The organism is Ruegeria sp. AE3, assembly GCF_056542225.1.
Genome location: NZ_JBQFZL010000007.1, coordinates 51,054 through 75,907 on the forward strand (window position 1 = coordinate 51,054; position 24,854 = coordinate 75,907).

Genomic DNA, 24,854 nt, shown 5'->3' on the forward strand with positions numbered 1-24,854 from the left:
GGTCTAAAGGCACGGCTTGCCTTGGGACGGTCCCTTGGCCAAGTCGCCGCTACCTTGTCAAAACGGGCATCAAAACATGCAACGTAACTTTATTCCCGGCATTATTGCCATGGCCGCCATTGTTGTGGCCTCGAACATTCTGGTCCAGTTCCTGATCCTTGACGGGCTGCTGACTTGGGGTGCTTTCACCTATCCGCTGGCCTTTCTGGTCACTGACATCATGAACCGCGTCTATGGCGTTGGTCCGGCCCGCAAGGTCGTGTTTGCCGGATTTGTCACCGGTGTCATCTGTTCGCTGATCGGCAGCCAGATCATGTTGCAGGGTGACGGGTTCACCTATGCTGCCGTACCGCTGCGCATCGCCGTTGCATCGGGAACCGCTTTCCTGATCGCGCAACTGACGGATGTTACCGTGTTCAATTCCCTACGCGGTGGTCGCTGGTGGCGTGCGCCGCTGGTGTCGACGCTGGTAGGGTCGGCACTGGATACCGCGATCTTCTTCACGCTTGCCTTTTCGGCTTCGGTCACCTTCTTCGGCGCCAATGCCGACGCTGCAATCAACTGGGCGTGGGAACCTGTTCCTTTCATGCTGTCCGGCCCGATGGCACCGCTTTGGGTGACGCTGGCTTTTGCGGACTGGATGGTGAAGCTTTCACTGGCGCTGATCGCCCTGATCCCGTTCAAGGTGATCGTTGCGCGGCTGACTGCGCAGCCTGTGTAAAAAAACGCTTTGAGAATGGCACAACTTGTGGCACGCTTCTTTTCAACCGCAACAGATAGAAAAGGAGGTGATCCAGTGTCAAGAAAGAGATTGGAGAGAGGTGTCGGAACAACCGGGGGGATCGCCCGTTAGGGCAGCCCTTGGCGGAGCGCTCGCTCCGGCTGGTCGATTGATCTAACCGACCCGACCTCCTGAACTTTCGAAGGGCCGTCCTGCTGGGGCGGCCCTTTTTGTTCCCGTCACCTTCTGGGGGCGGTCAAAATTCACTATGCGCTGGGGCTGGCTGAGTTCGATCCAATGTTAGAACCCGATCGCGGCAAAGGCGTGAATACGTGTTGTCAAAGCTTCGGTGCCTGGCCGCGTGCACTTGATGTCTGGCAAAGCTGCCGAGCGGCCTGACCCGGATATCCTTCTTCCTCGCTTTCATCGAACACGACATAGGCGGCATAAGCGAATCTGGGTGCCGTTTCGACCAGCTTGAGCCACCCGTTGCAAAGTTCCGGTTCGACAACGCGCCTAGGGAAATATCCGGCCGAGGGAACCGACCGAAGATATTGCAGGCCGAGGGTGCCTATGCCCAGCTGAAGGCGCGGCGCATCAAGCCCTGGAAAGTTCAGCATATGATCGGCGCGAAACTCCGGGCCCCAGTCTATCAGGATATAAGCGTTGCCCAGATCAGCGGGGAGGGCTTCCGGGCCGCTGCTGACAAGGACAAACTCGTCCTCGAAAAGCTGGAGCGCGGTCAAGCCAGGTGCGTTTCGCGGCCGGTACATGATGGCAAGATCCAGGTTGCCTTCCTCGATCTCGCGCGTGAGTGTTTCCGACGGGGCCGCTGTTGCCCGGATAGCGACGTCAGGTAGTGCCGCCATCAACTCGGGAAGGGCGTTGATCAGATAGCCGTCCCAAAGGCTTGGTGTTGCGCCGATTTCCAAAGCAGCTGCCATCGAGGCAGGCAGACCGGCATCCAGCTTGGCCTGGGTCCACGTTCGCACCAGAACCTGTGCATGTTTGAGGAAATGCCGCCCGGCAATGGTCAAGGTCGCACCAGACTTGCTGCGTTCAAACACGGGCTGTCCAAGCTGTTGTTCGAGCGCTCGGATTCGCATGCTGACGGTCGATTGCGTAACATGGACCTTGTCCGCTGCATCAAGAAAAGTGCCGGTTTCAACGACCGCAAGGAAGGTTCGGGCGAGTTCAATATCCATCGTTCACCTATTTGAATATTCGATATTATTGGCGATATAAATTCGTTATTCAACGCTATGCGAATGTGCGATATACGCCTTGTAGCGCGAAAGTGCCCCCACCGGATCGGACCGCCAATCAACAGTTTTCATCGCAAAGTGGACAACCCGATCTGCGGAACAGGTGCAATCTGTCTGCCTTAGATAAGCCTCCGACACCCTAGCGCTGCACCAACCCCTCAATGGGTAAACCGCCCATTCCCTGATGGAGAACAAAATGAGTCGAGTTTCTGTTGTTGCTCTGCTCGCGTCATTCCTTGCCCTTCCGGCCGCTGCCTTGCCGGTAGGACTGGACACGGACGGTGATGGTCTGGCTTCGCTGACCGAGCTACAGACAAAGTACCCCGATATTACCAGTGAGAGCTTTGCCGAAATTGACACGGATGCCGATGGTTTCGTCAATGACGAAGAAATGGTCGCCGCGGTCGAGGCCGAGTTGCTTCCTGATCCCAAAGGTGACGAATAAGCCGGGGTTGCCAAGAACATGAGAAACCCCTCTCCACCCTACAGGTGGATGCTTGCCGGGATGGGTATCTGGTTAGTGCTGTCCCCATTTGTACTGTTCAGCCAGAAAACCCTAGCTCACGGTTCGTCTGACCGTGAGTCGCTCGCCTTCATGACGATCGGTATTGGTGTGTTGGTCATGTCAGGCGCTAGCGGCCGGGGCCACCTTCTCGCACGGGTGGCTCCGGTATTGGCGGTCGGGGCAATACTGATCGCCGCGCCGGAGGTGCTGCATTTTACCGGTCATGGTGTGGCAGTGGCAAATGCTTGGCTCACGGGATCTGCGCTGATCGCGCTCGCCGCTTGGGAGGCGCTGGCGAGCAACAGATTGCGTGCGATCCTGTAGGCTGGCGCGGGGCGGGCAACTGCCCCGCGTTTTCTTTTGGCTCCAAAATCTAAATGATCTCGTCCTCATCGAACATCGGATCGCCGTCAAGCTGGCTGGCAATCGTATCGACCCGCATTTCGACATCCGAGCCAGTCGTTTCAGCAATATGAAACAACGCGTCGCCTTCATGAACGACAGGCAGATTTGTACGCCCAACGATGATACCCGTGGTTTCGCAGATGATATCGGTCCTGAGTTCTCCGAACGGGTCGGAAATGCGTCCAAGCAGGTCACCGGCGGCCACGTATTCTCCGGCGGCTTTGAAAGTCCGCAACAGGCCACCGGCGGGCGCGCGCATCCACGAACTTGACCTGACATGGACAGGCTTTTCGCGCACAGCGGCGATGCCACGCTTGGCAACCATTCCCTTTGCGTTCATCACCCGAAGGATGCCTGCAACCCCCGCCCGCGCAGACAGTTCGTCGAAACGCAGACCCTCACCACCTTCGAACAGCAGGATATCCACACCACGCTCTTGCGCGGCCTTGCGCAGTGACCCGTCGCGCAGCTTTGAAATCAGCACAACCGGCGCACCGAACGCATCAGCGTATTTGAGGGTGACATCCGAAGCCGGAGAGACGCGGATCTGCGGCAGATTGGTGCGGTGTATCGCGGCAGAATGAAGATCAATCCCCAGGTCCGACCGCTCGACGATCTCGGTCATGAAAAGATGCGCCAGCCGACCGGCCAGCGACCCTCCTTCGCTGCCGGGGAAGGATCGGTTCAGGTCGCGCCTGTCAGGAAGGTATCGGGAATGTGTCATGAAACCAAAGGCATTCACGATCGGGATAACCAGCAAGGTACCCGCAAGCTTGTCAAGCTGTGGCGCCCGAAGCAGCCGCCGTGCGATCTCCACGCCGATCACCTCATCGCCGTGAACGGCGGCACTGACAAACAGGACCGGTCCGGGGCGGCGGCCGTGAACCACGTGTACTGACATGCTCACTGGGGTATGATCCGACAGCACGCTGACCGGCAAATCCAGAGTGGTTCGTGTACCGGGCGGTACGCGAAAACCCCCGATTTCAAAGGGACCGCGCATCGCCTCTACCCACGGCCTCGTGTCTTCGTGTTGCCTTTGGCCGCATTCTTTTCGAGAAATTCGATGATTTTGCCCGCGACATCGATGCCGGTGGCCTTTTCAACGCCTTCAAGCCCGGGTGAGGAGTTCACTTCCATAACCACGGCACCGTGATTGGCCCGCAGCATATCGACACCACAGACATTCAGGCCCATCGCTTTGGCCGCACGCACGGCTGTCGAGCGTTCCTCGGGCGAGATTCTGATGGGCTTGGCGCTGCCACCCCGATGCAGGTTTGATCTGAACTCGCCCTCGGCCCCTTTTCGTTGCATCGCCGCGATCACCTTTCCACCGACCACAAGCGCACGAATATCCGTGCCGCCTGCTTCCTTGATGAACTCCTGTACCATGATGTTGACCTTGGCACCGCGAAACGCCTCGACCACGGATTTTGCCGACCGGTTTGAATCCGCAAGCACCACGCCGATGCCCTGCGTGCCCTCCAGCAGCTTGACCACCAGCGGAGCGTCCCCTGCCAGTTTGAGAACTTCGTCGGTCTGTTTCGGGTCATGTGCGAAGGTGGTGACCGGCAATCCGATCCCGTCACGTGCCATCAGCTGCATGGACCGCAACTTGTCACGGGATCTGCCAATTGCAACCGACTCGTTGAGCGGAAAGACACCCATGATTTCGAACTGCCGCAACACGGCCAGCCCATAGAATGTGACCGAAGCGCCGATCCGTGGGATCACCGCGTCATAGCGCCCAAGCTTCTTACCGTCGTAATAAACCTCGGGTCGGCGCGACGCGATATTCATGTAACAGCGTAGCGTGTTCACGATATCCAACTGGTGCCCGCGTTGTTCAGCAGCCTCTTTCAGACGCTGGTGGGAATACAGGTTTGGATTTCGGGCAAGCATGACAAGCTTCATTGATGTCGTCCTTCTGCGTCCTTGGATCTTGTCTTGCTTTTCATCTTTTTCGGGTCTTTTCGTGCATCCAGAAGATATGAGTGGCCGGGATCGACAAGAATCCCACGCCTGCGAATGGCGGTACGGCCAAGGATCAGATCAAACTCCATCCTCGCGCGATTGGCCAGCGAAACGTCGATTAGCCACCGATGCCGCCCAAGCAGAAGCTGTGTTCTGACGATCAACCGGCGTTCCGGAATGCCACCAGTGTTCTTGATTTCCCGCTCGTCTACAACCCGCGTACGCACCCGGCCCGATGACCGGCGGTTATGGACCGGGATCATGAACTCGACCCATCGTTCGCCATCAACCTCGAACACGGTCTGGTCCACGGCATGCAGGGCTGCGGTTCTGGCACCTGTGTCTATCTTTGCCGGAATATGCTCGATCCCGAAATCAGGCAGGCTGATCCGCTCGCGCCATCCTATGACTTCGGGGTATCCAGTTTGTTTGGCCATGGCGACTAAGCCACGCTGTCATCATTGGCGCGCCGGTAATTCACAAACGAATTCGCGCTCATTACAACGTAAAAACTATCCATATCGATTAACACGTACCCAAGTTCAAAAAGCGCGATCGACAGGGCGCGGATATCTGTTTCATACAAACGCCTGCGCCTGGCGATCCGACGCACCAGCTTGTCCGGAATGCGATACCGTCCGCTGACCTTGCCGCCAAACTCCTGATCGTACAAGGCGGCCAGACGTTCGGCTGCGGCGGATATCCAGTCATTTTCCTGCATGCACTTTCTTACAAATCAGAAAATTTTTTGTCTATAGGCAAATATTTTCTGTTATATGGGTGAAAGTAAGAAACTTTTACCCCCACAGGTCGGCGGATGAGCGATACGGACTCCTTACCAAGGGAAACAGGGACGCAGCTTCAGCTGGCGTTGGAAAATCGCGACGGGGCGGCGCTGGCAGACCTGCTTGATCCGCTTTCGCTCAGCGATGCCTTGCGGGAATTGCTCAACCTGCCCGTTGACCAGCGAAGCGCCGCGCTCTCGTTGCTGCCACCGGAACGTGCGGCCGAACTGGTCGAAGAAGCGCCAAATGCGCTGGCGGTCGATCTTGTTGAGCGCATGGTTTCCGAACAGGCCGCCGAAATTATCCTTGAGCTGGATTCCGACATTCAGGCGGATGTCATCGGGGAACTTGAAGACGCCGATGCAGAAGCGATCCTTGCCCGGATGAATCCGGAAGATGCGGCGGATGTCCGGCGACTGGTCGAGTATGACGACGATGTCGCCGGTGGTCTGATGGTGGCCGAAGCCTTTACCTTTTCCGATGGTGATACAGTCGGAAAGGTTCTGCGGCGTTTCGCTCATGAAGAGTACGACCTTGAACGTTACCGTGGCCAGCACCCTTACGTTTTGAATTCCGATGGCGTGCCTGTCGGGGTGCTTTCATTACGTAGCCTGCTGTCCACACGGCGAAGCATCAAACTCACCGATATCATGGTGCCCCCTATCACGGTTCCGGCCAGCATGCCGCTGGAAGAACTGGAGGACCTTTTCGATGAGCACCCTTTTCTTGGGTTGCCGGTTGTCGAAACGGACGGGAATCTTGTGGGTGTCGTTTCCCGCTCTGCCGTGAATGAGGCCCTGCTGAAGCGCGCGGAATCGGCAAGCCTGAAACGCCATGGTGTCTTTGGAGACGAACTGCGATCGATGCCTTTGCCGCTCAGGGCGCGGCGGCGGCTTCAATGGCTGTCGGCCAACATCGTGCTCAACGTAATCGCGGCCAGCGTGATTGCCGCCTACGAACAGACCCTTTCTGCCGTGATCGCTCTGGCTGTGTTCCTGCCGATGGTCTCGGATATGAGCGGTTGTTCCGGCAATCAGGCCGTTGCGGTCAGCATGCGCGAGCTGTCGCTTGGTCTGGTCCGGCCCATTGATGCTATGCGGGTCTGGCTAAAAGAGGTTTCGGTCGGCATCATCAACGGCTGTGTCCTTGGCCTGCTGATCGGACTCGTTGCCTGGATGTGGAAAGGAAACCCGTTTCTGGGTTTGGTGATTGGCGGCGCGCTGGGTTTGAACACGATCATCGCGGTATCGATCGGTGGCGTTCTGCCTTTGCTGTTAAAGCGCATCGGTCAGGACCCGGCGGTCGCCAGTGGCCCTTTGCTGACAACGATCACAGACATGGCAGGGTTTTTCCTGGTCCTGAGCCTTGCAACAGCGATGATGCCGCTCCTGAATTAGTGTTTTTCATGCGCCCCGATCAACACAGGGGTCGGGCGCTCAACCACGAGGAAGACATGACGATCTCAAGCATTGTCAAAACGCAGAACCTTAAAAAGCCGCCATTTTGCGACACTGACACAACGGTGTTCGATGCGGCCGTCACCATTGCGTTGCTGGATGTGAACGCGCTGGCGGTTCTCAGCGAAGGGAAGCTGGTCGGGATAATCACGGATCATGACGTGCTGCTGTGCCTGGCGGATTCCGGCTCAGCTTTCTACAAGCAGACAGTGGGTGACTGGATGACGGAAAAACCTGTCACCTGCGCGCTGGGCTCGAAGTTGTCCAGTGGTCTTAATCTGATGGCCAAACACAAAATCCGAAATCTTGTCGTAACTCAGAATGGAAAAGCAATTGCCATCGTCAGCAGTAAAGAAATCCTGGCACGGGTGCATGAGGAAGACGAGTTGGAGCTGAATGTGTTGCGTGACATCGCCCGCGGTGCTCAGGGCCAATCAATAGCCTGACACCCCGGTTCCATGTCTGCTCACTCTACATTCAGGGCCGCTATGGAAAGTCACTGTTAAATATGGAAATGCTGACTTTCCAGGTGCCATCCGTCTGGCATTTCAGGACGTTCACAAACTTCCCTTTCTCCGGCGGGTCAGAATCAGCGATAGCAAAAGACCCGACCTGATAGGCGGTATCGCCATCCACACTGAAATCGATCAACTCATTTGTATGCGTTCCACCGGTGTTTTCTTTCATTCTTTCCCGATAGGCTGCAATGAACGCCTCGCGCCCGCGCAGCAGGGGTTCTCCGGGCGCCAACAACATGACGTCTTCGGTAAAGAACGCAGCGCAGCCAGCAGCATCGCCTCGGTTAAATGCCTGATTGTACGCTTCATCAAAGTCTTCGAGCACGCGCCTCATATCCATGACGATCCCTTTCACAACCAACATTCACGAAAGATCGTTGCAGCCCTTCGCGCATTCGATTCTGCATAAGTAACGCAATATGGCCACAGCGTTGGCGGCACCTGACGTTAAATGAGCTGGGCTTGGAATACCTGACGGCGAACGCAGCTGATGCGAACGGACGTCCCAGCCACCGCCAGGATTCTGCATTGCGCGAACTGCCAAAGCAGGCTTGATCGCACATATGCACTGCGCTAGGCACCGAGGATGAGGAGACTTGCTGAAATGCTGTGCCGCTATGGCTTACGCCCGCCCGCTTGTTGCGGGTTTCCGACGGCTCGGGTCAGGATCGCGACTCTTCCTTTTCATTCGCCCAAGTCACCAAGCTGACACTGACATGCTGCGCATCACCGAAGATATTGCTCTGCAAGACTGGGAAATGACCGAAAGCTTTGTACGATCGTCCGGTCCCGGAGGGCAGAATGTCAACAAGGTGTCGACCGCAGTCGAGCTGCGCTTCGAAGCGGTACGCTCACCGTCCTTGCCCGATCCGGTCAAGGCCCGGCTAAAGCGACTGGCCGGGCGACGCTGGACCAAAGATGGCGCAATCATCATTCAATGTGAGGAAACACGCTCGCAGGCCCGCAACCGTGAAATCGCGCGCGCGAGGCTGGCAGAACTGATCGCCCGCGCGCTGGTCAAACCCAAACGGCGGATCGCAACGAAACCGACCTATGGTTCGGTCAAGCGTCGACTTGCCGCGAAAAAGGCGCGTGGCGACGTCAAGGCGCTGCGGGGCAAGGTGTCTGAAGATTGATCTGGCATCTTGCCGGGGCGTTGATAGTCTGGCCCGCAAAGGCTGCAAAAGGGCAACGTCATGAGGCTGGAGGGAAAAACCGCAATCGTCACCGGTGGTGCATCGGGTTTTGGCGCGGGGATCGTGCAGAAATTCCTGGCCGAAGGCGCACGCGTCATGATCGCGGACATCAATGGTGACGCAGCCGCTGATATGGCGGGGCAACTTGGGGCCGGGGTATTGGCGCACCAGGTCGACGTCGGCGACAGGGCTTCAGTTCAAAAGATGGCGGACACCGCACTCGCCGCCTTTGGGGCGCTCGATATTCTGGTAAACAACGCAGGTGTCACCCACTTGCCAACCCCTCTGGAAAATGTCACCGAGGATGATTTCGACCGGGTCTTCAAGGTGAACATGAAGTCCGTGTATCTGACCGCCCGGGCATTTGTTCCCCATATGAAGGCGCGCGGCGCGGGTGCAATTCTGAACGTAGCCTCGACGGCGGGCCTGTCTCCGCGCCCGAATCTGAACTGGTACAACGCATCCAAAGGGTGGATGATCACGGCAACCAAGACCATGGCGGTCGAACTGGCCCCAACCGGCATACGCGTGAACGCGATCTGCCCAGTGGCGGGCGAAACACCGCTGTTGAAATCTTTCATGGGCGAAGACACGCCCGAGATCCGGGCCAAGTTCCTGGCGACCATCCCACTGGGACGGTTTTCAACACCCGAAGATATGGCCAACGCCGCCTGTTTCCTGTGTTCGGACGAGGCCAGCATGATCACCGGCACCGCGCTCGAGGTCGATGGCGGCCGATGTATCTGATCCGATCTTCATCTGGCCAAAAATATCCCCGCCGGAGGCAGCGCGCGCCCGCGCGCTTCCCCGCACCAATCCCGAGTTCAAGATGATCCCTGGACCAAGAAACCTGATTACCGATGTCCCCGGCCTGGCAGTTGGAAACGCTCAGGACGATGCGCTGAAGTCCGGGACCACGGTCCTCACGGCAGATAAACCGTTCGTTGCGTCGGTCCATGTGATGGGCGGGGCACCGGGTACGCGCGAAACCGATCTGCTTGCGCCTGATAAAACCGTCACAGGGGTGGACGCGCTGGTTCTGTCCGGCGGATCGGCCTTTGGACTGGACGCCTGCTCGGGTGTTTCAGATGCGATGTGGGCTGAAGGGCGTGGGTTTCCCGTCGGTTCAGCGAAGGTTCCGATCATTCCCGGCGCGATCCTGTTTGACCTGCTCAATGGCGGTGCAAAGGATTGGGCGGAAAACCCCTATCGTGCGCTGGGGCGGGCTGCTTATCTGGGCGCTTCAAAAGATTTTGATTTGGGGTCCGTCGGGGCGGGCACCGGGGCGTTGGCCGCAATGCAGAAGGGCGGGCTTGGCTCTGCCTCGTCCATTCTGCCTGATGGAGTCACGGTCGGGGCCCTCGTTGCGGCGAACCCGCTGGGCAGTGTTACAACACCGGGTGACCGGCATTTCTGGGCAGCCCCCTTCGAAGTTGGCGATGAATTTGGCGGGCTGGGCCCCGATATGTCGCCGGATCAAAGCCGGATCCGCCCCAGCCGAAAAGCGATGGCCATGAGGCCAGCGCAATCCGAGCGGACAAACACGACCATCGCCATCGTTGCCACGGATGCCGCATTGACCAAACCACAATGCCAAAGGTTGGCCGTTGCCGCCCACGACGGAATTGCCCGGGCGATCCTTCCCGCACACACACCCGGCGACGGTGATCTGGTTTTTGGCGTCAGTACCGGCGCCCGCCCCATCGCATCCGAAGCCGATCTCGCTCTGATCGGGCACGCGGCTTCGCTGTGCCTGTCCCGGGCCATTGCGCGGGCGGTCTATCTGGCGACCCCGGCGGAAGGAGACCTGTTGCCCTGCTGGACCACTGTACATGACTTAAGTTAAGGACACACCATGTGTCGCAGTGGCACTGTAGATGCGCGCGGCAATCCGCGCGTTGACACTTTTATGCGCCGGGGGTCCATTCGGTGCAGCCAATTTGTATCGGAGCACAAGCTATGAATCGTATCCTCACTATCGCAATCGCTGGCCTGCTGGCGCTGCCCGCTCATGCCGAAGGCGATGCCGAAGCCGGTGAGAAAGCTTTCAACAAATGCAAGTCCTGCCACATGATCGCTGATCCGGCCGGAGAAGTCATCGTCAAAGGCGGAAAAACCGGCCCCAACCTCTATGGCGTCGCTGGCCGCACTGCCGGAACCTATGAAGACTTCAAATATGGCGACAGCATCGTCGCAGCCGGTGAGAAGGGTTTGGTCTGGGATGAGACGTCCTTTGTGGAATACACGCAGGACCCTAAGGGCTTCCTGCAATCTTATTTGGACGACACCGCTGCCAAGTCGAAAATGACCTTCAAGCTGAAAAGTGGCAGTGAAGACGTCTTTGCCTATATAGTCAGTGTATCAGGCGAATAAACGCTAACATTGTGCACCCACGCACAAGGACCAAAGGCCGCAGCCCCTGCGGCCTTTGGTGCGATTGATACCAGTGTAGAACAGCGCCACTTTGGTATCTGACGGCAAACCGCAGAGTGTGCCGCAACGCCAAGCCGACCCGGCAATAGCTAAACCCAACATCAGCGCCCGTCAGGCGGATTGGCAACAGGAGAGGACAGATGGGCATTATGATCCCGGCTTGGGTTGATGGTGAATTGACCCCAGTAGACAAACTTGAAGCTCACGAAAAGGGCCTCAAGCACAAGGCCGTGTCGGTGTTTGTCGTAAGGGGCACCGAGATTTTGTTGCAGCGCCGGGCGCTGGGCAAGTACCACACGCCCGGCCTGTGGGCGAACACTTGCTGCACGCATCCCGACTGGGACGAAAGCTCGTCAACCTGCGCCGTGCGCCGCTTGAACGAAGAGCTGGGGATCACAGGTCTTTACCCTGAATACCGTCACCGTTTGGAATACCACGCCGATGTTGGGAACGGCATGGTGGAAAACGAAGTTGTCGACGTTTTTCTGGCCCATGTGCGCGGACCGCTGAAAATCGCACCTAATTCGGACGAAGTCATGGATATCCGCTGGATCGACTACCATGACCTGTTGGCCGAAGTGGCCCGCCACCCGGACCGGTTTACACCGTGGCTCAAGATCTACCTGCACAACCATGCGGACACGATTTTCGGCCCGGACCTGATCATTTCAGCCAAATCCTGACGCACTCCGAAAATCCCTGCCTTGCAAGGGCGGCCCAAGCCGCCTAAATCAACGCGTCATGGCCAAGCAGAAGACAGACCCGAATTACAAGGTAATCGCCGAAAACCGGCGCGCCCGCTTCGATTACGCAATCGAAGAGGACATTGAATGTGGCATCATCCTGCAAGGGTCCGAGGTCAAATCCCTGCGCGCGGGCGGCTCGAACATCGCCGAAAGCTATGCCACGGTCGATGACGGAGAGCTCTGGCTGGTCAACAGCTATATCGCGCCGTATGAGCAGGCCAAGATGTTCAAGCACGAAGAACGTCGCCGCCGCAAACTGCTGGTGTCCCGCAAGCAGATGTCGAACCTGTGGAACGCGACGCAGCGCAAGGGCATGACTCTGGTGCCGCTGGTTCTGTATTTCAACCACAGAGGACTGGCCAAGGTTAAAATCGGCATCGCCAAGGGTAAGAAAACCCACGACAAGCGCGAAACTCAGGCCAAGCGTGACTGGTCAAGGCAGAAGCAGCGCTTGTTGAAAGATCACAGCTAGAACGCCATCGCCGCCTGAACCGCCCGTTGCCAGCGATCATAGGCCGCGTCGCGTTCGGCTTGTTCTTGCGTGGGCTCGAACCGGCGGTCCAGCGCCCATGTTTGGGCAAAACCGGCCTGATCCGGGTATATCCCAGCTTTCATACCTGCCAGCCATGCGGCGCCAAGGGCGGTCGTTTCCTGCATAACCGGGCGATCCACCGGGGCACCCAGACAATCTGAAAGACCTTGCATTGTCCAGTCAGATGCACTCATCCCGCCATCGACGCGCAGGATGACATCCGCCTCGGCCCCCCAGTCGCCCTGCATGGCGTGCCACAGGTCGCGGGTCTGAAAGGCGATGCTTTCCAGCGTGGCGCGGGCAATCTCGGCCCGGCCGGAATTGCGCGTCAGACCGAACATCGCACCGCGGCAATCCGGCTTCCAGTAAGGAGCCCCAAGGCCCGTGAATGCGGGCACCAGGATCACATGCTGGTTCGGGTCGGCCTGCGCTGCCAGATCGCCGCTTTGCGGGGCCGAATCGATGATCTGCAACGCATCGCGCAGCCATTGCACGGCGGCCCCGGCGATAAAGATCGACCCTTCCAGCGCATAGGTGCGCTGACCGTCCAATTGGTAAGCGATTGTCGTCAGAAGACGGTTTTTCGATTCAACCGGCTGCGCACCTGTGTTCAGCAGTGCGAAACAGCCCGTGCCATAGGTTGATTTCATCATACCGGGCTGGAAACAGGCCTGACCGATGGTGGCTGCCTGCTGATCGCCTGCCACACCCAGAATGGGGATGTTCCCACCAAGCAAGGTGGTTGCGCCGAAATCCGAGGCGCAATCCTGCACGTTCGGCAACATATGAACGGGTACATCCAGCAACTCGCAAATTTCAGCGCTCCAGGCGCCTTTGTGAATGTCGAACAGCAGGGTGCGGGCGGCGTTGGTGGCGTCAGTGGCATGGACACGACCTTCGGTCAGACGCCAGATCAGGAAACTGTCGATGGTGCCGAACAGCAACTCTCCGGCCTCAGCCCGCGCGCGTGCGCCTGAAACGGTGTCCAGCAGCCATTTGACCTTGGTTCCCGAGAAATAAGGGTCCAGCAGCAGGCCGGTCTGGGCGGTGACGTCATCCTCACACCCGGCCTGCTTGTATCGGGCGCAGATTTCGGCGGTGCGGCGGTCCTGCCAGACAATCGCGTTATGGATGGCCTTGCCGGTCTGCTTGTCCCAGACCACGGTGGTTTCACGCTGGTTGGTGATGCCGATACCGGTGATGTGGTCAGCCGAAACACCGGCGCTTTCCATCACCTCGCGACACACATGCAGAACGCTGGACCAGATATCCTCGGGGTCGTGTTCAACCCAACCTTCTTGCGGGAAATGCTGGGGGAACTCCTGCTGAGCGGTGCCAACACGGTTCATCTGCCCGTCGAACAGGATCGCGCGCGAGGACGTGGTGCCCTGATCAATTGCTAAAATATAGGTCATGTCCGCTCTCCCCCGGTGTCATTTTGCGCGACTTTAGCGCAAACAACGGCGCCGGGGCCAGAGCAGAAATCAGACCGGATCGACGGGAATATTGTCGATCAGGCGGACGCCATCGGCCCAGGCCGTGACGAACAAGCGCGCGGGTTTGCAGGCATTGGGCAGGCTTTCCAGCGTCTCGGCGCAGCGCAGATCGATATATTCCACCTCGGTAAAACCAGCGTCCAATAATGCGGCTTTTGCGTCTTGCGCCAGCACCGTGAATTCCTTGCCAGCGGCAAGCTTATCCGCCACCCGCCGCATGACCTCGTTCATGCGGGACGCGACCTTTACGCCCTCGGGCGACAACAGCAGATTGCGCGAAGACATCGCCAACCCCGAAGGCTCGCGCACGGTTGGGCAGCCAACAACCTCGATGGGAATGTCCAGATCGCGGGCCATGCGGCGCACCACCAGCAGCTGCTGGTAGTCTTTTTCCCCGAAATAGGCTCGATCCGCCTGCGTTTGCAGGAACAGCTTGGCCACTACAGTTGCCACGCCTTCGAAATGGCCGGGGCGGAAAGGGCCTTCCATCATGTCGGTCAAACCGGCCACGGATACCGTGGTGGAAAAGCCGTCGGGATAGATTTCCTGAAGGTCCGGCACATAGATCGCATCCACGCCATAAGGGGCCAGCTTTTGCGCGTCTTCATGTTCCGTGCGGGGATAGTTCGCCAGATCTTCGGGGTTGTTGAACTGCTTGGGGTTCACAAAGATCGTCACGATCACCCGGTCACAGTTTTCCTTTGCGGCCTGCGCCAGCGACAAATGCCCTTCGTGCAGCGCGCCCATTGTCGGTACAACGCCGATAACGTCACCTGCGCGGTGCCATTCTGTCGTCTTGGTTCGCAGTTCCGCCAGCGAGCGCAGGATCGGCGCGGTCACGTCTTTGGTCCTTTCGCCGGAGCCTGATCAGCAAAGACATGTTCGTCCGCCGGAAATGTCCGCGCACGCACTTCGGCCGCGTATTCTGCGATGGCGGCTTCGGCCAACGGGCCAAGCTCGGCATAGCGTTTGACGAATTTGGGTTTGAAGGCGGTGAAAAAGCCGACCATGTCATCGACGACCAGAATCTGACCGTCACAACCGGCGGACGCTCCGATTCCGATGGTGGGGATGGCAACCTGTTCGGTGATCCTGTCGGCCAGACCTTGCGGCACTTTCTCAAGCACCACGGAAAACGCGCCAGCCTCGGTCACGGCGCGGGCGTCTGCCATGACGGTTTCGGCCTGCTCGTCACGCCCCTGCACCTTGTAGCCGCCCAGTGTGTTGATCGATTGCGGCGTCAGACCGATATGGGCCATCACCGGGATGCCGCGCCTGACCAGAAAGCGGATGGTTTCGGCCATCTCGACACCGCCTTCCAGCTTGGCTGCCCCCGCACCTGTTTCCGCCATCAGCCGCGCCGCGTTGCGAAACGCTTGTGCCGGGCTTTCCTCATAGCTGCCAAACGGCATGTCGATAACCATCATCGCCGTGCTCAGCCCGCGTGCGACGGCCTGACCGTGCAGGATCATCATCTCCATCGTGACACCAAGGGTGGATTCCAGCCCGTGCAAAACCATCCCGACGCTGTCCCCCACAAGAACAAAGTCACAATGCGTGTCCATCAGGCGCGCCATAGGCGTCGTGTATGCGGTCAGCGAGACCAGAGGCACGCCGCCTTTTCGGGCTCGAATATCTTCGGCGTTCGGGGCCTTTTTGCGGGCGGTGGCGCTCATGGTTGGCTCCTGCAGGGCTTATGTTGCAGTGCGGCATAGCAGATCGGCCGGGGCCAAAGAAACCCCGGTTGCGCGAACATTCCCTTGATTGACCTCAGGTTTAAAGGAACACTGCCGATAAAACGGCCCGGAAAACATGGGCGCAGATTTTCAGTTGGGAGAGTTCACATGACAAAACACGTGCTTCGGACATTCGCGTCGACCGTGGCGATCGGCGCCAGCCTGTTGGCAACGCAGGTTTTGGCCAAATCCGACATCACCATCGCCATGCAGCTGGAACCCCCGCATCTAGATCCGACCAGCGCAGCAGCTCAGGCCATCGATTCGGTTGTCTACACCAACATTTTCGAAGGTCTGACCCGTTTCATGGGCGACGGTTCGGTCGTGCCCGGCCTTGCGGAAAGCTGGGAGATTTCCGAAGACGGCAAAACTTATACCTTCAAACTGCGCGATGGCGTGACCTTCCATGACGGCACGACCATGGATGCCGAGGATGTCAAATTCAGCCTTGACCGGGCCACGGCCGAGGACAGCGCCAACGCGCAGAAAGCATTGTTTGCAGGGATCGAAAGCGTCGAGGCCGTGGATCCGCTGACAGTCAGGATCACCCTGGCCGATCCGAACGGTAACTTCCTGTTCAATCTTGCCTGGGGTGACGCGGTGATCGTCGCGCCTGAAAGCATCGAGACCATCAAGACAAGCCCGGTTGGTACCGGCGCTTACACCTTTGGTGACTGGGTTCAGGGCGACAGCATAACACTGAACCGCAACCCCAATTATTGGGGCGATCAACCCGCTTTAGAGACTGCGACGTTCAAATTCATCTCAGACCCGACAGCCGCTTTTGCGGCCATGATGGCCGAAGATGTGGACGTGTTCGACAACTTCCCGGCACCGGAAAACCTGCCCCAGTTTGAAGCTGACCCGCGGTTTCAGGTTCTGGTTGGATCGACCGAGGGTGAAACGATCCTGTCCACCAACAACAAACAGCCGCCATTCAATGATATTCGTGTCCGGCAGGCGTTGGCCCATGCAATTGACCGGCAGGCCATAATCGACGGCGCCATGTTCGGATACGGCACCCCGATCGGGACACACTTCGCGCCACACAACCCCGCTTATGTCGATCTGACGGGCCAGTCTTCTTACGATCCCGAAAAGGCCAGGACTTTGCTGGCAGAGGCGGGATTTGAAAACGGGTTCGAGACAACTCTGCACTTGCCACCGCCATCTTATGCGCGCCGGGGCGGTGAAATTATCGCCGCACAGCTGGCCGAGGTCGGCATCACGGCTGAAATCATCAATGTGGAATGGGCCCAGTGGCTGGAATCGGTGTTCAAAGGCAAAGAGTTTGGCCTGACCATCGTCAGTCACACCGAACCGATGGATATCGGCATCTATGCGCGGCCCGACTATTACTTCCAGTATGACAGCATCGACTTTCAGACGCTGATGGAGACGCTGAATACCACCACCGACCCCGAGGCACGGACCCGTCTTCTGGGTGAGGCACAGCGCCTCATCTCGAACGATTATGTCAACGGGTACCTGTTCCAGCTGGCCAAGCTGGGCGTCGCCAAGGCAGGTGTTCAGGGCCTGTGGGAGAACGCTCCAACTGCGGCTATCGACCTGACTGCCATTTCCTGGTCGGAATGATACCAGTTGGCTGGGCCTGTTTGACGGGCCCAGCCTCACCATTGCGAAATGCGTTTCTTAACGATCATGAATAGCTTTGTTGCCGGAATCCTTCTTTTTCTTTTCGCGTCTGTCCTTCCCGGCGCAGGTTTTGCGCAGGGCTTGTTCCAAGGGCAGCAGGACACGCTTGTGGGAACCCCGGACAACCCGCTGCAAGTCGGGGTTGGTATCAAGATCGACCAGATTACCAGCGTCGATCAGCAATCGGAAAACTATGGTGCCGTGGTTGTTTTGCGGTTCGAATGGACAGACCCGGAGCTGGCGTTTGATGCGGAAAGCCTTGGTCGTGATTTTCGGGTTTTTGAACCGCCCGCTTTCGTGAAATACGCCGCTGAGCTGGATGTGGTAACCCCGGCTTTTGTTATCCACAACCAACAGTCCAATCGATGGATTCATGAATCCGCAGTTGCCGTGCGTCATGATGGTCACGTGACTTTTGTCGAAAAATCCTCGCTAACCTTGCAGGCTCCGCATTTCAACTTTCGCAAATACCCGTTCGATACGCAGGAATTTCACTTCGAAGTCGTATCGGTGTTTCCGTCGCAATTCGTTCTCTATCACGCGCTTGATGAATACTCCGGTCTGGGTGACATGCTGGGCGAAGAGGAATGGATACTTGGCAATGCCAGGGCTCTGACTTCAACGACGACCGGTTTGTCGGGCAACGAAAGCGACCGGGTCGAACTTGTCTTCGAAGGCACCCGGCACCTGACATATTACACCATCCGCATTTTCCTGCCGATGCTGGTGCTGATCACGGTGGGATGGGCGCTTTTCTTTCTGGATGAATACCGAAAACGGATTGAGATCGCAGGCGGCAACCTGTTGGTCTTTGTGGCCTTCAACTGGGCCATTTCCGCTGACTTGCCCAAGCTTGGCTATCTGACGTTTCTGGATTTCATTCTGCAATGCATGTTCCTGATGACAGGAACGATTATCGTCTTCAGCGTGATGTTGCGTAAATTGAAAGTTTCCGGTCGGGAAGAGACGGCCAGAAAGCTCGACAATTACGCGATCAAATGGATTTACCCGTTGGGATATGCCGCCATCATCGGCTATGCCGTCGTTGTCTTTCTGATGACGTCTTAGGCGCCGAATCCCACATCTATGTGGTTCTGAAATCGCGTGTATAGCTTTGGCTACCGGCTGTTCTGACCCTTGTCGGCGCAGCAGGACGGCGTGGCGGACACCGCGCACTGCCAACAACAGTAAAAATCGCAAGATTAAGCAGGCCCTGCTGATTGTCGTGGTGTCTGATTCAACACAACAGATGTCGGATTCAAGAGTATCCAAATTCGGTTATTTCTCGGATTCTGAAAAAAAAGGTCCGATTCATGCGATACTCTGGTTTCAAGGTCATCAAAGAGGCTCTTACCGGGCACAAAGGGTGGACACCGGCCTGGCGCGAGCCAGAGCCCAAGCCACATTACGACATCGTCGTCATCGGCGGTGGCGGTCATGGCCTATCTACGGCGCATTACCTGTCCAAGGTATTTGGCCTCCGCAATGTGGCGGTGATTGAAAAAGGTTGGATTGGTGGCGGCAATGTCGGGCGCAATACAACCATCATCCGCTCCAATTACCTGCTGGACGGCAACGAACCTTTCTACGAGTTCTCGCTGAAACTGTGGGAAGGTCTTGAGCAGGACGTAAACTACAACGCGATGGTCAGCCAGCGCGGGATCATCAACCTGATCCACACAGACGCCCAGCGCGACGCCTTTACGCGACGTGGCAACGCCATGATCCTGAACGGCGCGGATGCCGAGCTGCTGGATGCCGAACAGGTGCGCAAGGAATACCCATTCCTGAACTTCAACGATGCCCGGTTCCCGATCAAGGGCGGGCTGGCCCAGCGGCGCGGCGGCACGGTTCGGCACGACGCGGTGGCCTGGGGATATGCCCGGTCGGCGGACAGCCACGGTGTCGATATCATCCAAAACTGCGAAGTGACCGGTTTCCGGATCGAAAACGGAAAATGTCTGGGGGTTGAGACCTCGAAAGGGTTCATTGGCGCAGGCAAGGTTGGCTGTGCCGTGGCCGGAAATTCGGGGCGTGTCATGGGCATGGCGGGTATGCGGCTGCCAATCGAAAGCCATGTCCTGCAAGCCTTCGTTTCAGAAGGTCTTAAGCCGGTTCTGCCCGGCGTGATCACCTTTGGCGCGGGACATTTCTATGTCAGCCAGTCCGATAAGGGCGGGCTGGTCTTTGGCGGCGATATCGACGGGTACAATTCGTACGCACAACGCGGCAACCTGCCCGTGGTCGAAGATGTCTGCGAGGGCGGCATGGCCCTGATGCCGATGATCGGTCGCGCGCGTCTTCTGCGGATGTGGGGCGGGATCATGGATATGTCCATGGATGGATCGCCCATCATCGACCGGACCGGCATCGATGGCCTCTATTTCAATGGCGGCTGGTGTTACGGCGGGTTCAAGGCAACTCCGGCGTCGGGGTATTGCTTTGCGCATCTGCTGGCAAAGGATGAACCGCACCCGACGGCCACCGCCTACCGGTTCGACCGGTTCCGCACTGGGCGCATGATCGACGAAAAAGGTATGGGCAACCAGCCCAACCTGCACTGAGGGGAGCAGCACCATGATCATCCATCATCCCTTGCTGGGCCCGCGCGACAGTTCCGAATTCGTCTATCTGGGAGACGCTTCGTTGATCAACAGGCCAGATTGGCTGGCCGAAGACGCGGCCGAAGCGTTTTATGACTACGCCTATCTGCGCGACAATCCAGCCGGCGAACACCGCGAGTTGTGGTTCCACGAGGGGGGCGACCGATCTTGGCTGGTTGTTACTCGCAACACCGCGACACATGAGATTTCCAAAGTGGAACTGGCCCGTGACGTGGCCCGGGCACAGGGGCGTTCCAAATGACTCAAGACAATAGGCTGAGTGGCGGTCAGATCGACCGCACCAAAACCCTGAATTTCAAATTCGATAATCGCAGTTACCATGCACATCCGGGCGATACGCTGGCCTCGGCCCTTCTGGCCAATGGCGTGCGCCTGATGGGCCGGTCGTTCAAGTACCACCGCCCGCGTGGCGTGCTGACTGCCGGTTCGGAAGAACCCAACGCCATTGTCGAGCTGCGCACGGGCAGCCGTCAGGAACCCAACACTCGTGCCACGACCGTTGAGATGTTCGAGGGGCTTGAGGCCCATTCCCAAAACCGATGGCCCAGCCTGAGATTTGACGCTCTGGCAATCAACGACAGGTTTTCGACCTTTCTGACGGCGGGGTTCTACTACAAAACCTTCATGTGGCCTGCCGCGTTCTGGGAAAAGCTGTACGAGCCGATGATCCGTCGCGCCGCAGGTCTTGGGTCATTGTCGATGCAGGAAGACCCCGATGAGTATGACAAGGGGTTTCGACATTGCGATCTGCTGATTATCGGCGCGGGTCCAGCCGGGCTGATGGCGGCACTGACGGCGGGCCGGGCCGGTTCCGAGATCATTCTTGCGGATGAGGATTTCGCACTTGGCGGGCGGCTCAACAGCGAATCCTTTTCGCTGAACGACAGCGATGCGACCGATTGGGTTAAACAGAGTGTCGCTGAACTTTCTGCAATGCCCAACGTTCGCATGATGTCGCGCACGACCGTGATCGGTGCCTTTGATCACGGCATTTATGGCGCAGTTGAGCGGACGGGCGATCATCTTGCTTCTCTGCCTTCCGGTAAACCGCGGCAGATCCTCTGGCGCATCTACGCCAAACGCGCCTTGTTATGCGCTGGCGCGACCGAGCGGCCCATCGCGTTTGAAAACAACGACAGGCCCGGCATCATGCTGGCAAGTGCGTTGCGCAGCTATGCAAATCGGTTTGCAACCACGGCGGCGCAACGTGTCGCCATATTTACGAACAACGATGACGGCCACCGCACCGCTGCGGACCTGCACGCAAAGGGTGTCAGGATTACTGCTGTCGTCGACGTCCGTGACGACGCCCCGACCAGCCATGACTATGAAGTTCTGCGCGGCGCGCAGGTTAGGGACACCAAAGGCCGACTGGGGCTGACCTTTGTCGAGGTCGAGCTGGCAGACGGGTCGTCGCGCACGCTGGACTGCGGGGCGCTTGGCGTCTCGGGTGGCTGGAACCCCAACGTGCATTTGACCTGCCATCAACGGGGGCGTCCCGCGTGGAACGAAGATCTGGCGGCTTTCGTGCCCGGCGCGGACTTGCCGCCTGGGCTGTCCGTCGCAGGGGCGGCGAATGGTGTGATGTCCACCCATGGCGCCCTGCAATCCGGGGCAGAAGGCGCGGCGCAGGCGCTGGGCCTGAAAGGTCCGCTGCCCGATCTGCCTAAGGCCGAGGATACCCCGATCTCGCAGACACCGTTCTGGTATGTTCAGGGTTGCAGCCGCGCGTGGCTGGATCAGCAGAATGACGTGACCGTCAAGGATGTGAAGCTCAGCCATCAGGAAGGGTTCCGCTCGGTCGAGCATTTGAAACGCTATACCACGTTGGGCATGGCCACCGATCAGGGCAAGACATCGAACATGGGCGGGCTTGCGATCATGGCCGAGCTTGCGGGTAAGTCCATTCCGGAAACCGGCACAACGATCTTCCGCCCGCCCTATACGCCCGTTCCGATTGCAACCTTTGCTGGCCGGGTGAAAGGCAAGGAGTTTCATCCAACCCGCCTGACCCCGTCACATTACTGGGCCAAGGAACGCGGCGCGGTGTTTGTCGAGGTCGGCAATTGGCTGCGTGCACAGTGGTTCCCGCTGCCCGGTGAAACCCATTGGCGGGAATCCGTGGACCGTGAAGTGCGCCAGACCCGCGCCTCGGTCGGGGTGTGCGACTGCACCACGCTTGGAAAGATTGATGTTCAGGGTGCGGATGCGGCGGATTTCCTGAATAGGCTATATTGCAACGGATTTGCCAAACTGGCCGTCGGCAAAACTCGCTATGGGCTGATGTTGCGCGAGGATGGAATTGCGATGGATGACGGTACCGCCGCGCGTCTGGCCGAGGATCATTTCGTGGTCACCACCACAACCGCCAATGCGGTCAAGGTCTACCAGCATATGGAATTTGTCCGGCAATGCCTGTTCCCGGACATGGATGTACAACTGATCTCGACCACCGAAGCCTGGGCACAATATGCGGTAGCCGGGCCCAATTCGCGCAAACTTCTACAAAAGATCGTGGATCCCGAGTTCGACATCTCGAATGAAGGCTTCCCGTTCATGGCTTGCGGCAACATCACCTTATGCGGCGGGTTGCGCGCGCGGTTGTTCCGTATTTCCTTCTCGGGCGAATTGGCCTTTGAAATCGCGGTGCCATCGCGATACGGCGGCGCGCTGATGCGGCGTTTGATGCAGGAAGGTGAAGAGTTCGATGTCGTACCCTACGGCACCGAAGCGCTGGGCGTCATGCGGATCGAAAAGGGTCACGCCGCAGGCAACGAGTTGAACGGAACCACCACCGCCCTGAACCTTGGAATGGGTCGGATGGTATCCAAGAAGAAAGACAGCATCGGCTCAGTCCTGTCCGAGCGTGAAGGGCTGAACGAACCAGATGCTTTGATGATGGTTGGCATCAAGCCTGTGAACGCTGGCGACAAGGTAACCGCCGGAGGGCATCTGATGAATGCCACGGGTCCCGTGGATGCTGCCCATGATCAGGGCTATGTCACATCGGCAGCGTTTTCGCCGTCGCTGGACAGCCATATCGGCCTTGGCTTTTTGAAAAACGGCATCACACGTCAGGGCGAAAAGGTGCGCCTTGTGTCGCCAGTGACCGATCTGACGGTCGAGGTTGAAATCGTCTCGGCCCATTTCGTCGACCCCGAGGGAGAACGGCTCCGTGCATGATCTTGAAGCAATAACCGCGCTGGGTGAAACCGAACCCAAGATCGACAGGGTCGGAAGCGTGACCTGTACCGAAACTCCGGGTGTGGCGCTGGCCTCGGTCGCCGCTCGGCTGGGTCGGGAAAACAAGACCCGAAACGTCGTATCTCAATTGATCGGAGTGGAAACGCCTGGCGTTGGTAAGTTTACCGGCGGGCCGATCGTAGCCTTCTGGACCGGGCCTGATCAATGGATGATAGAAGCGCCCTTTGAGACGCATGAAGATCTGGCGCATCTGGTGAAAGAAAGCACTGGGGATAACGCATCGGTTTCCGAACAGACAGACGCATGGGTCAGGTTTGATCTGGACGGAGAGGGCGTGTTGGCAGTGCTGGAATTGCTAAGCAGTCTGGATTGCCGAAAAATGGCGGTCGGTGCCGCATCCCGCACGTCAATCCATCACCTGGGATGTTTCGTCCTGTGCCGTGCTTCTGGTTCGTTCAGTGTCTACGGGCCAAGATCGTCTGCCGGGTCATTGCATCATGCGATTGTGGCCGCAATGAAATCGGCGCTTTGAAGGCAAGGTCAGCTTGAGGGCAGCGGGGCGTTGTCTTCGACCCGAAACCGGTTGATCCGTCGCCGGTCCTCGCTGGGGCTTAAACCAAAGGCGGACCGATAGTGTGTCACCAAAGGCGTGACCGAGCTGTATCCGATGGCCGCAGCGATGTCGGCAATAGGGTCCTTGGTATAGACAACCATCTGACGGGCCGCCTTCATCCGCATGGACCGGAAATAATGGCTGGGGCTTTGCCCCGTGGCCTGTTTGAAGGCGCGCTCGACCTGGCGGGAGGTGACGCCCGTTTGATCCGCTATGTCCGCGATCGAGATCGGATTGCCGATACGGCTTGCGAACAGGTCGACACATCGCGCCACAAGCGGCGGCAGCTTTTCACCCGTGGCAGGTTTGCTTGCACTGGGCACCTGTTGCTGAACACCCTCCCCTCTCATCATCGGATGCTGGAACCAGCAGGCCACCTCATGTGCGACTTCGCCGCCCAACCGGTCCTGGATCAGATGCAGGGCCAGATCAAACGCGGCCGCCGCCCCGGCCGCAGTATACCGCGTGGCATCCGACACGATCACTTCGCGCCGCGCATCGATCTGGGGAAACTCGGCCAGAAATGCAGCCTCGTAACACCAGTGCACCGATACCGGATGGCCGGTCATGACCCCCGAGCGCACGAGCGGGAAAACGCCGCCGCTGATACCGCCCAGAATTGTCCCGTGTCGTGACAAGGCCCGCAACGCACCATTCCCCTGGGTCGGGTTTCTGAAGTCCGAGGTCGGACTGCTGAGCAGGAACAGAATATCAATCGGCTGGCAGTCTGAGAGGTTGCGTTCAGCCTCAAATCGCACATGAGCGCTGGAGCTGACCTTTCCCCCGTTTTCCGCCACAAGAGACCAGCGAAATGCCTCTTGCCCGGCGATCTCATTTGCAGCGCGCAGCGGTTCGATGACCGAGGTCAGGCAAGCCATCGGAAAGCCATCGAACAGCAGAAACCCGATCTCAATTCTATTTTCTGTCAGCATGAGCGCTACACTATCAGTAAATCCTGGTTCGGCCCGAATTGGTCCTTGGCCGCTCT

At 58.3% G+C, this 24,854-nt stretch carries 27 protein-coding genes; 17 read left to right on the forward strand and 10 right to left on the reverse strand.

Annotation, left to right across the window (positions count from 1 at the left end):
* Positions 1-76: 76 nt before the first annotated feature.
* The gene (locus ACR0NZ_RS13705; RefSeq protein ID WP_480494975.1) at positions 77-721 is read left to right on the forward strand and encodes a queuosine precursor transporter; all 645 of its coding nucleotides are present in this window, start codon (positions 77-79) and stop codon (positions 719-721) included.
* A gap of 338 nt (positions 722-1,059) precedes the next feature.
* On the opposite strand, the gene ACR0NZ_RS13710 is transcribed toward ACR0NZ_RS13705, so the two are convergent.
* The gene (locus ACR0NZ_RS13710) at positions 1,060-1,926 is read right to left on the reverse strand and encodes a LysR family transcriptional regulator (RefSeq protein WP_480519579.1); all 867 of its coding nucleotides are present in this window, start codon (positions 1,924-1,926) and stop codon (positions 1,060-1,062) included.
* 256 nt (positions 1,927-2,182) lie between these two features.
* Between ACR0NZ_RS13710 and ACR0NZ_RS13715 the strand changes: the two genes are divergently transcribed.
* A complete protein-coding gene (locus ACR0NZ_RS13715; RefSeq protein ID WP_480474506.1) occupies positions 2,183-2,431 on the forward strand; it encodes an EF-hand domain-containing protein in 249 nt (82 codons plus the stop codon).
* Between the two features lie 60 nt (positions 2,432-2,491).
* Positions 2,492-2,815, forward strand: coding sequence for an SPW repeat domain-containing protein (locus ACR0NZ_RS13720; RefSeq protein WP_480519581.1), 324 nt, complete (start codon positions 2,492-2,494; stop codon positions 2,813-2,815).
* Between the two features lie 49 nt (positions 2,816-2,864).
* Here ACR0NZ_RS13720 and ACR0NZ_RS13725 read toward each other — a convergent pair whose 3' ends face one another.
* Genes ACR0NZ_RS13725 through ACR0NZ_RS13740 form a run of 4 tightly spaced genes read right to left on the reverse strand, consistent with a single transcriptional unit; the run spans position 2,865 to position 5,591 of the window.
* Entirely contained in the window at positions 2,865-3,899 is a 1,035-nt protein-coding gene (locus tag ACR0NZ_RS13725) for a succinylglutamate desuccinylase/aspartoacylase family protein (RefSeq protein WP_480474510.1), read from the reverse strand.
* 5 nt (positions 3,900-3,904) lie between these two features.
* Positions 3,905-4,810: a 30S ribosomal protein S6--L-glutamate ligase gene (rimK, locus tag ACR0NZ_RS13730; protein WP_480474512.1), complete on the reverse strand. Its 906-nt coding sequence runs from the start codon at positions 4,808-4,810 to the stop codon at positions 3,905-3,907.
* On the reverse strand, positions 4,807-5,307 hold the full coding sequence (locus ACR0NZ_RS13735) for an ATP-dependent zinc protease family protein (protein ID WP_480519583.1): 501 nt from the start codon (positions 5,305-5,307) through the stop codon (positions 4,807-4,809). The genes rimK and ACR0NZ_RS13735 overlap by 4 nt, the downstream gene beginning before the upstream one ends.
* Positions 5,308-5,312: 5 nt before the next feature.
* Entirely contained in the window at positions 5,313-5,591 is a 279-nt protein-coding gene (locus ACR0NZ_RS13740) for a hypothetical protein (protein ID WP_480474516.1), read from the reverse strand.
* Between the two features lie 96 nt (positions 5,592-5,687).
* Here ACR0NZ_RS13740 and mgtE point away from each other — a divergent pair, with 96 nt between their 5' ends.
* Together mgtE and ACR0NZ_RS13750 are read left to right on the forward strand one after the other, a co-directional pair.
* The gene (gene mgtE / locus ACR0NZ_RS13745; protein ID WP_480494967.1) at positions 5,688-7,052 is read left to right on the forward strand and encodes a magnesium transporter; all 1,365 of its coding nucleotides are present in this window, start codon (positions 5,688-5,690) and stop codon (positions 7,050-7,052) included.
* A gap of 56 nt (positions 7,053-7,108) precedes the next feature.
* Positions 7,109-7,558, forward strand: coding sequence for a CBS domain-containing protein (locus ACR0NZ_RS13750; RefSeq protein WP_480474520.1), 450 nt, complete (start codon positions 7,109-7,111; stop codon positions 7,556-7,558).
* Positions 7,559-7,598: 40 nt separating this feature from the next.
* Here ACR0NZ_RS13750 and ACR0NZ_RS13755 read toward each other — a convergent pair whose 3' ends face one another.
* Positions 7,599-7,970: a YybH family protein gene (locus tag ACR0NZ_RS13755; protein WP_480519585.1), complete on the reverse strand. Its 372-nt coding sequence runs from the start codon at positions 7,968-7,970 to the stop codon at positions 7,599-7,601.
* 376 nt (positions 7,971-8,346) lie between these two features.
* Here ACR0NZ_RS13755 and arfB point away from each other — a divergent pair, with 376 nt between their 5' ends.
* The 6 genes from arfB (at position 8,347) to smpB (ending at position 12,477) form a co-directional block, all read left to right on the forward strand.
* Positions 8,347-8,766 (forward strand): alternative ribosome rescue aminoacyl-tRNA hydrolase ArfB, encoded by a 420-nt coding sequence (gene arfB / locus ACR0NZ_RS13760; RefSeq protein WP_480474524.1) that lies wholly within the window; start codon positions 8,347-8,349, stop codon positions 8,764-8,766.
* A 60-nt stretch (positions 8,767-8,826) separates the two neighbouring features.
* Positions 8,827-9,573, forward strand: coding sequence for an SDR family oxidoreductase (locus tag ACR0NZ_RS13765; protein ID WP_480474526.1), 747 nt, complete (start codon positions 8,827-8,829; stop codon positions 9,571-9,573).
* An 82-nt stretch (positions 9,574-9,655) separates the two neighbouring features.
* Positions 9,656-10,672 (forward strand): P1 family peptidase, encoded by a 1,017-nt coding sequence (locus ACR0NZ_RS13770; RefSeq protein ID WP_480519741.1) that lies wholly within the window; start codon positions 9,656-9,658, stop codon positions 10,670-10,672.
* A 113-nt stretch (positions 10,673-10,785) separates the two neighbouring features.
* A complete protein-coding gene (locus ACR0NZ_RS13775) occupies positions 10,786-11,199 on the forward strand; it encodes a c-type cytochrome (protein ID WP_480474528.1) in 414 nt (137 codons plus the stop codon).
* A gap of 200 nt (positions 11,200-11,399) precedes the next feature.
* On the forward strand, positions 11,400-11,942 hold the full coding sequence (gene idi, locus ACR0NZ_RS13780; protein ID WP_480519587.1) for an isopentenyl-diphosphate Delta-isomerase: 543 nt from the start codon (positions 11,400-11,402) through the stop codon (positions 11,940-11,942).
* A 58-nt stretch (positions 11,943-12,000) separates the two neighbouring features.
* A complete protein-coding gene (smpB, locus tag ACR0NZ_RS13785) occupies positions 12,001-12,477 on the forward strand; it encodes an SsrA-binding protein SmpB (RefSeq protein ID WP_267365868.1) in 477 nt (158 codons plus the stop codon).
* Here the strand turns inward: smpB and glpK are convergent.
* The 3 genes from glpK to panB all read right to left on the reverse strand — a co-directional run bounded on the left by glpK (position 12,474) and on the right by panB (position 15,709).
* Complete coding sequence (gene glpK, locus ACR0NZ_RS13790; protein ID WP_480519589.1) at positions 12,474-13,952, reverse strand: glycerol kinase GlpK; 1,479 nt, start codon at positions 13,950-13,952, stop codon at positions 12,474-12,476. The genes smpB and glpK overlap by 4 nt on opposite strands.
* Before the next feature lie 69 nt (positions 13,953-14,021).
* Positions 14,022-14,873: a pantoate--beta-alanine ligase gene (gene panC, locus ACR0NZ_RS13795; protein ID WP_480519591.1), complete on the reverse strand. Its 852-nt coding sequence runs from the start codon at positions 14,871-14,873 to the stop codon at positions 14,022-14,024.
* Entirely contained in the window at positions 14,870-15,709 is an 840-nt protein-coding gene (gene panB / locus ACR0NZ_RS13800) for a 3-methyl-2-oxobutanoate hydroxymethyltransferase (RefSeq protein ID WP_480519593.1), read from the reverse strand. The genes panC and panB overlap by 4 nt, the downstream gene beginning before the upstream one ends.
* A gap of 168 nt (positions 15,710-15,877) precedes the next feature.
* Between panB and ACR0NZ_RS13805 the strand changes: the two genes are divergently transcribed.
* The 6 genes from ACR0NZ_RS13805 to ACR0NZ_RS13830 all read left to right on the forward strand — a co-directional run bounded on the left by ACR0NZ_RS13805 (position 15,878) and on the right by ACR0NZ_RS13830 (position 23,785).
* Complete coding sequence (locus ACR0NZ_RS13805) at positions 15,878-17,365, forward strand: ABC transporter substrate-binding protein (protein ID WP_480519595.1); 1,488 nt, start codon at positions 15,878-15,880, stop codon at positions 17,363-17,365.
* Between the two features lie 168 nt (positions 17,366-17,533).
* Positions 17,534-18,493 (forward strand): ligand-gated ion channel, encoded by a 960-nt coding sequence (locus tag ACR0NZ_RS13810; RefSeq protein ID WP_480519597.1) that lies wholly within the window; start codon positions 17,534-17,536, stop codon positions 18,491-18,493.
* Positions 18,494-18,738: 245 nt separating this feature from the next.
* A complete protein-coding gene (locus ACR0NZ_RS13815) occupies positions 18,739-19,989 on the forward strand; it encodes a sarcosine oxidase subunit beta family protein (RefSeq protein WP_480519599.1) in 1,251 nt (416 codons plus the stop codon).
* Between the two features lie 13 nt (positions 19,990-20,002).
* Entirely contained in the window at positions 20,003-20,290 is a 288-nt protein-coding gene (locus ACR0NZ_RS13820; RefSeq protein WP_480474536.1) for a sarcosine oxidase subunit delta, read from the forward strand.
* The gene (locus ACR0NZ_RS13825; protein WP_480519601.1) at positions 20,287-23,232 is read left to right on the forward strand and encodes a sarcosine oxidase subunit alpha family protein; all 2,946 of its coding nucleotides are present in this window, start codon (positions 20,287-20,289) and stop codon (positions 23,230-23,232) included. The genes ACR0NZ_RS13820 and ACR0NZ_RS13825 overlap by 4 nt, the downstream gene beginning before the upstream one ends.
* On the forward strand, positions 23,225-23,785 hold the full coding sequence (locus ACR0NZ_RS13830; protein ID WP_480519603.1) for a sarcosine oxidase subunit gamma: 561 nt from the start codon (positions 23,225-23,227) through the stop codon (positions 23,783-23,785). Before ACR0NZ_RS13825 ends, ACR0NZ_RS13830 begins: the two co-directional genes overlap by 8 nt.
* Positions 23,786-23,793: 8 nt before the next feature.
* Here the strand turns inward: ACR0NZ_RS13830 and ACR0NZ_RS13835 are convergent, their stop codons facing one another.
* The gene (locus ACR0NZ_RS13835; RefSeq protein ID WP_480494956.1) at positions 23,794-24,798 is read right to left on the reverse strand and encodes a GlxA family transcriptional regulator; all 1,005 of its coding nucleotides are present in this window, start codon (positions 24,796-24,798) and stop codon (positions 23,794-23,796) included.
* Positions 24,799-24,854 lie beyond the last annotated feature (56 nt).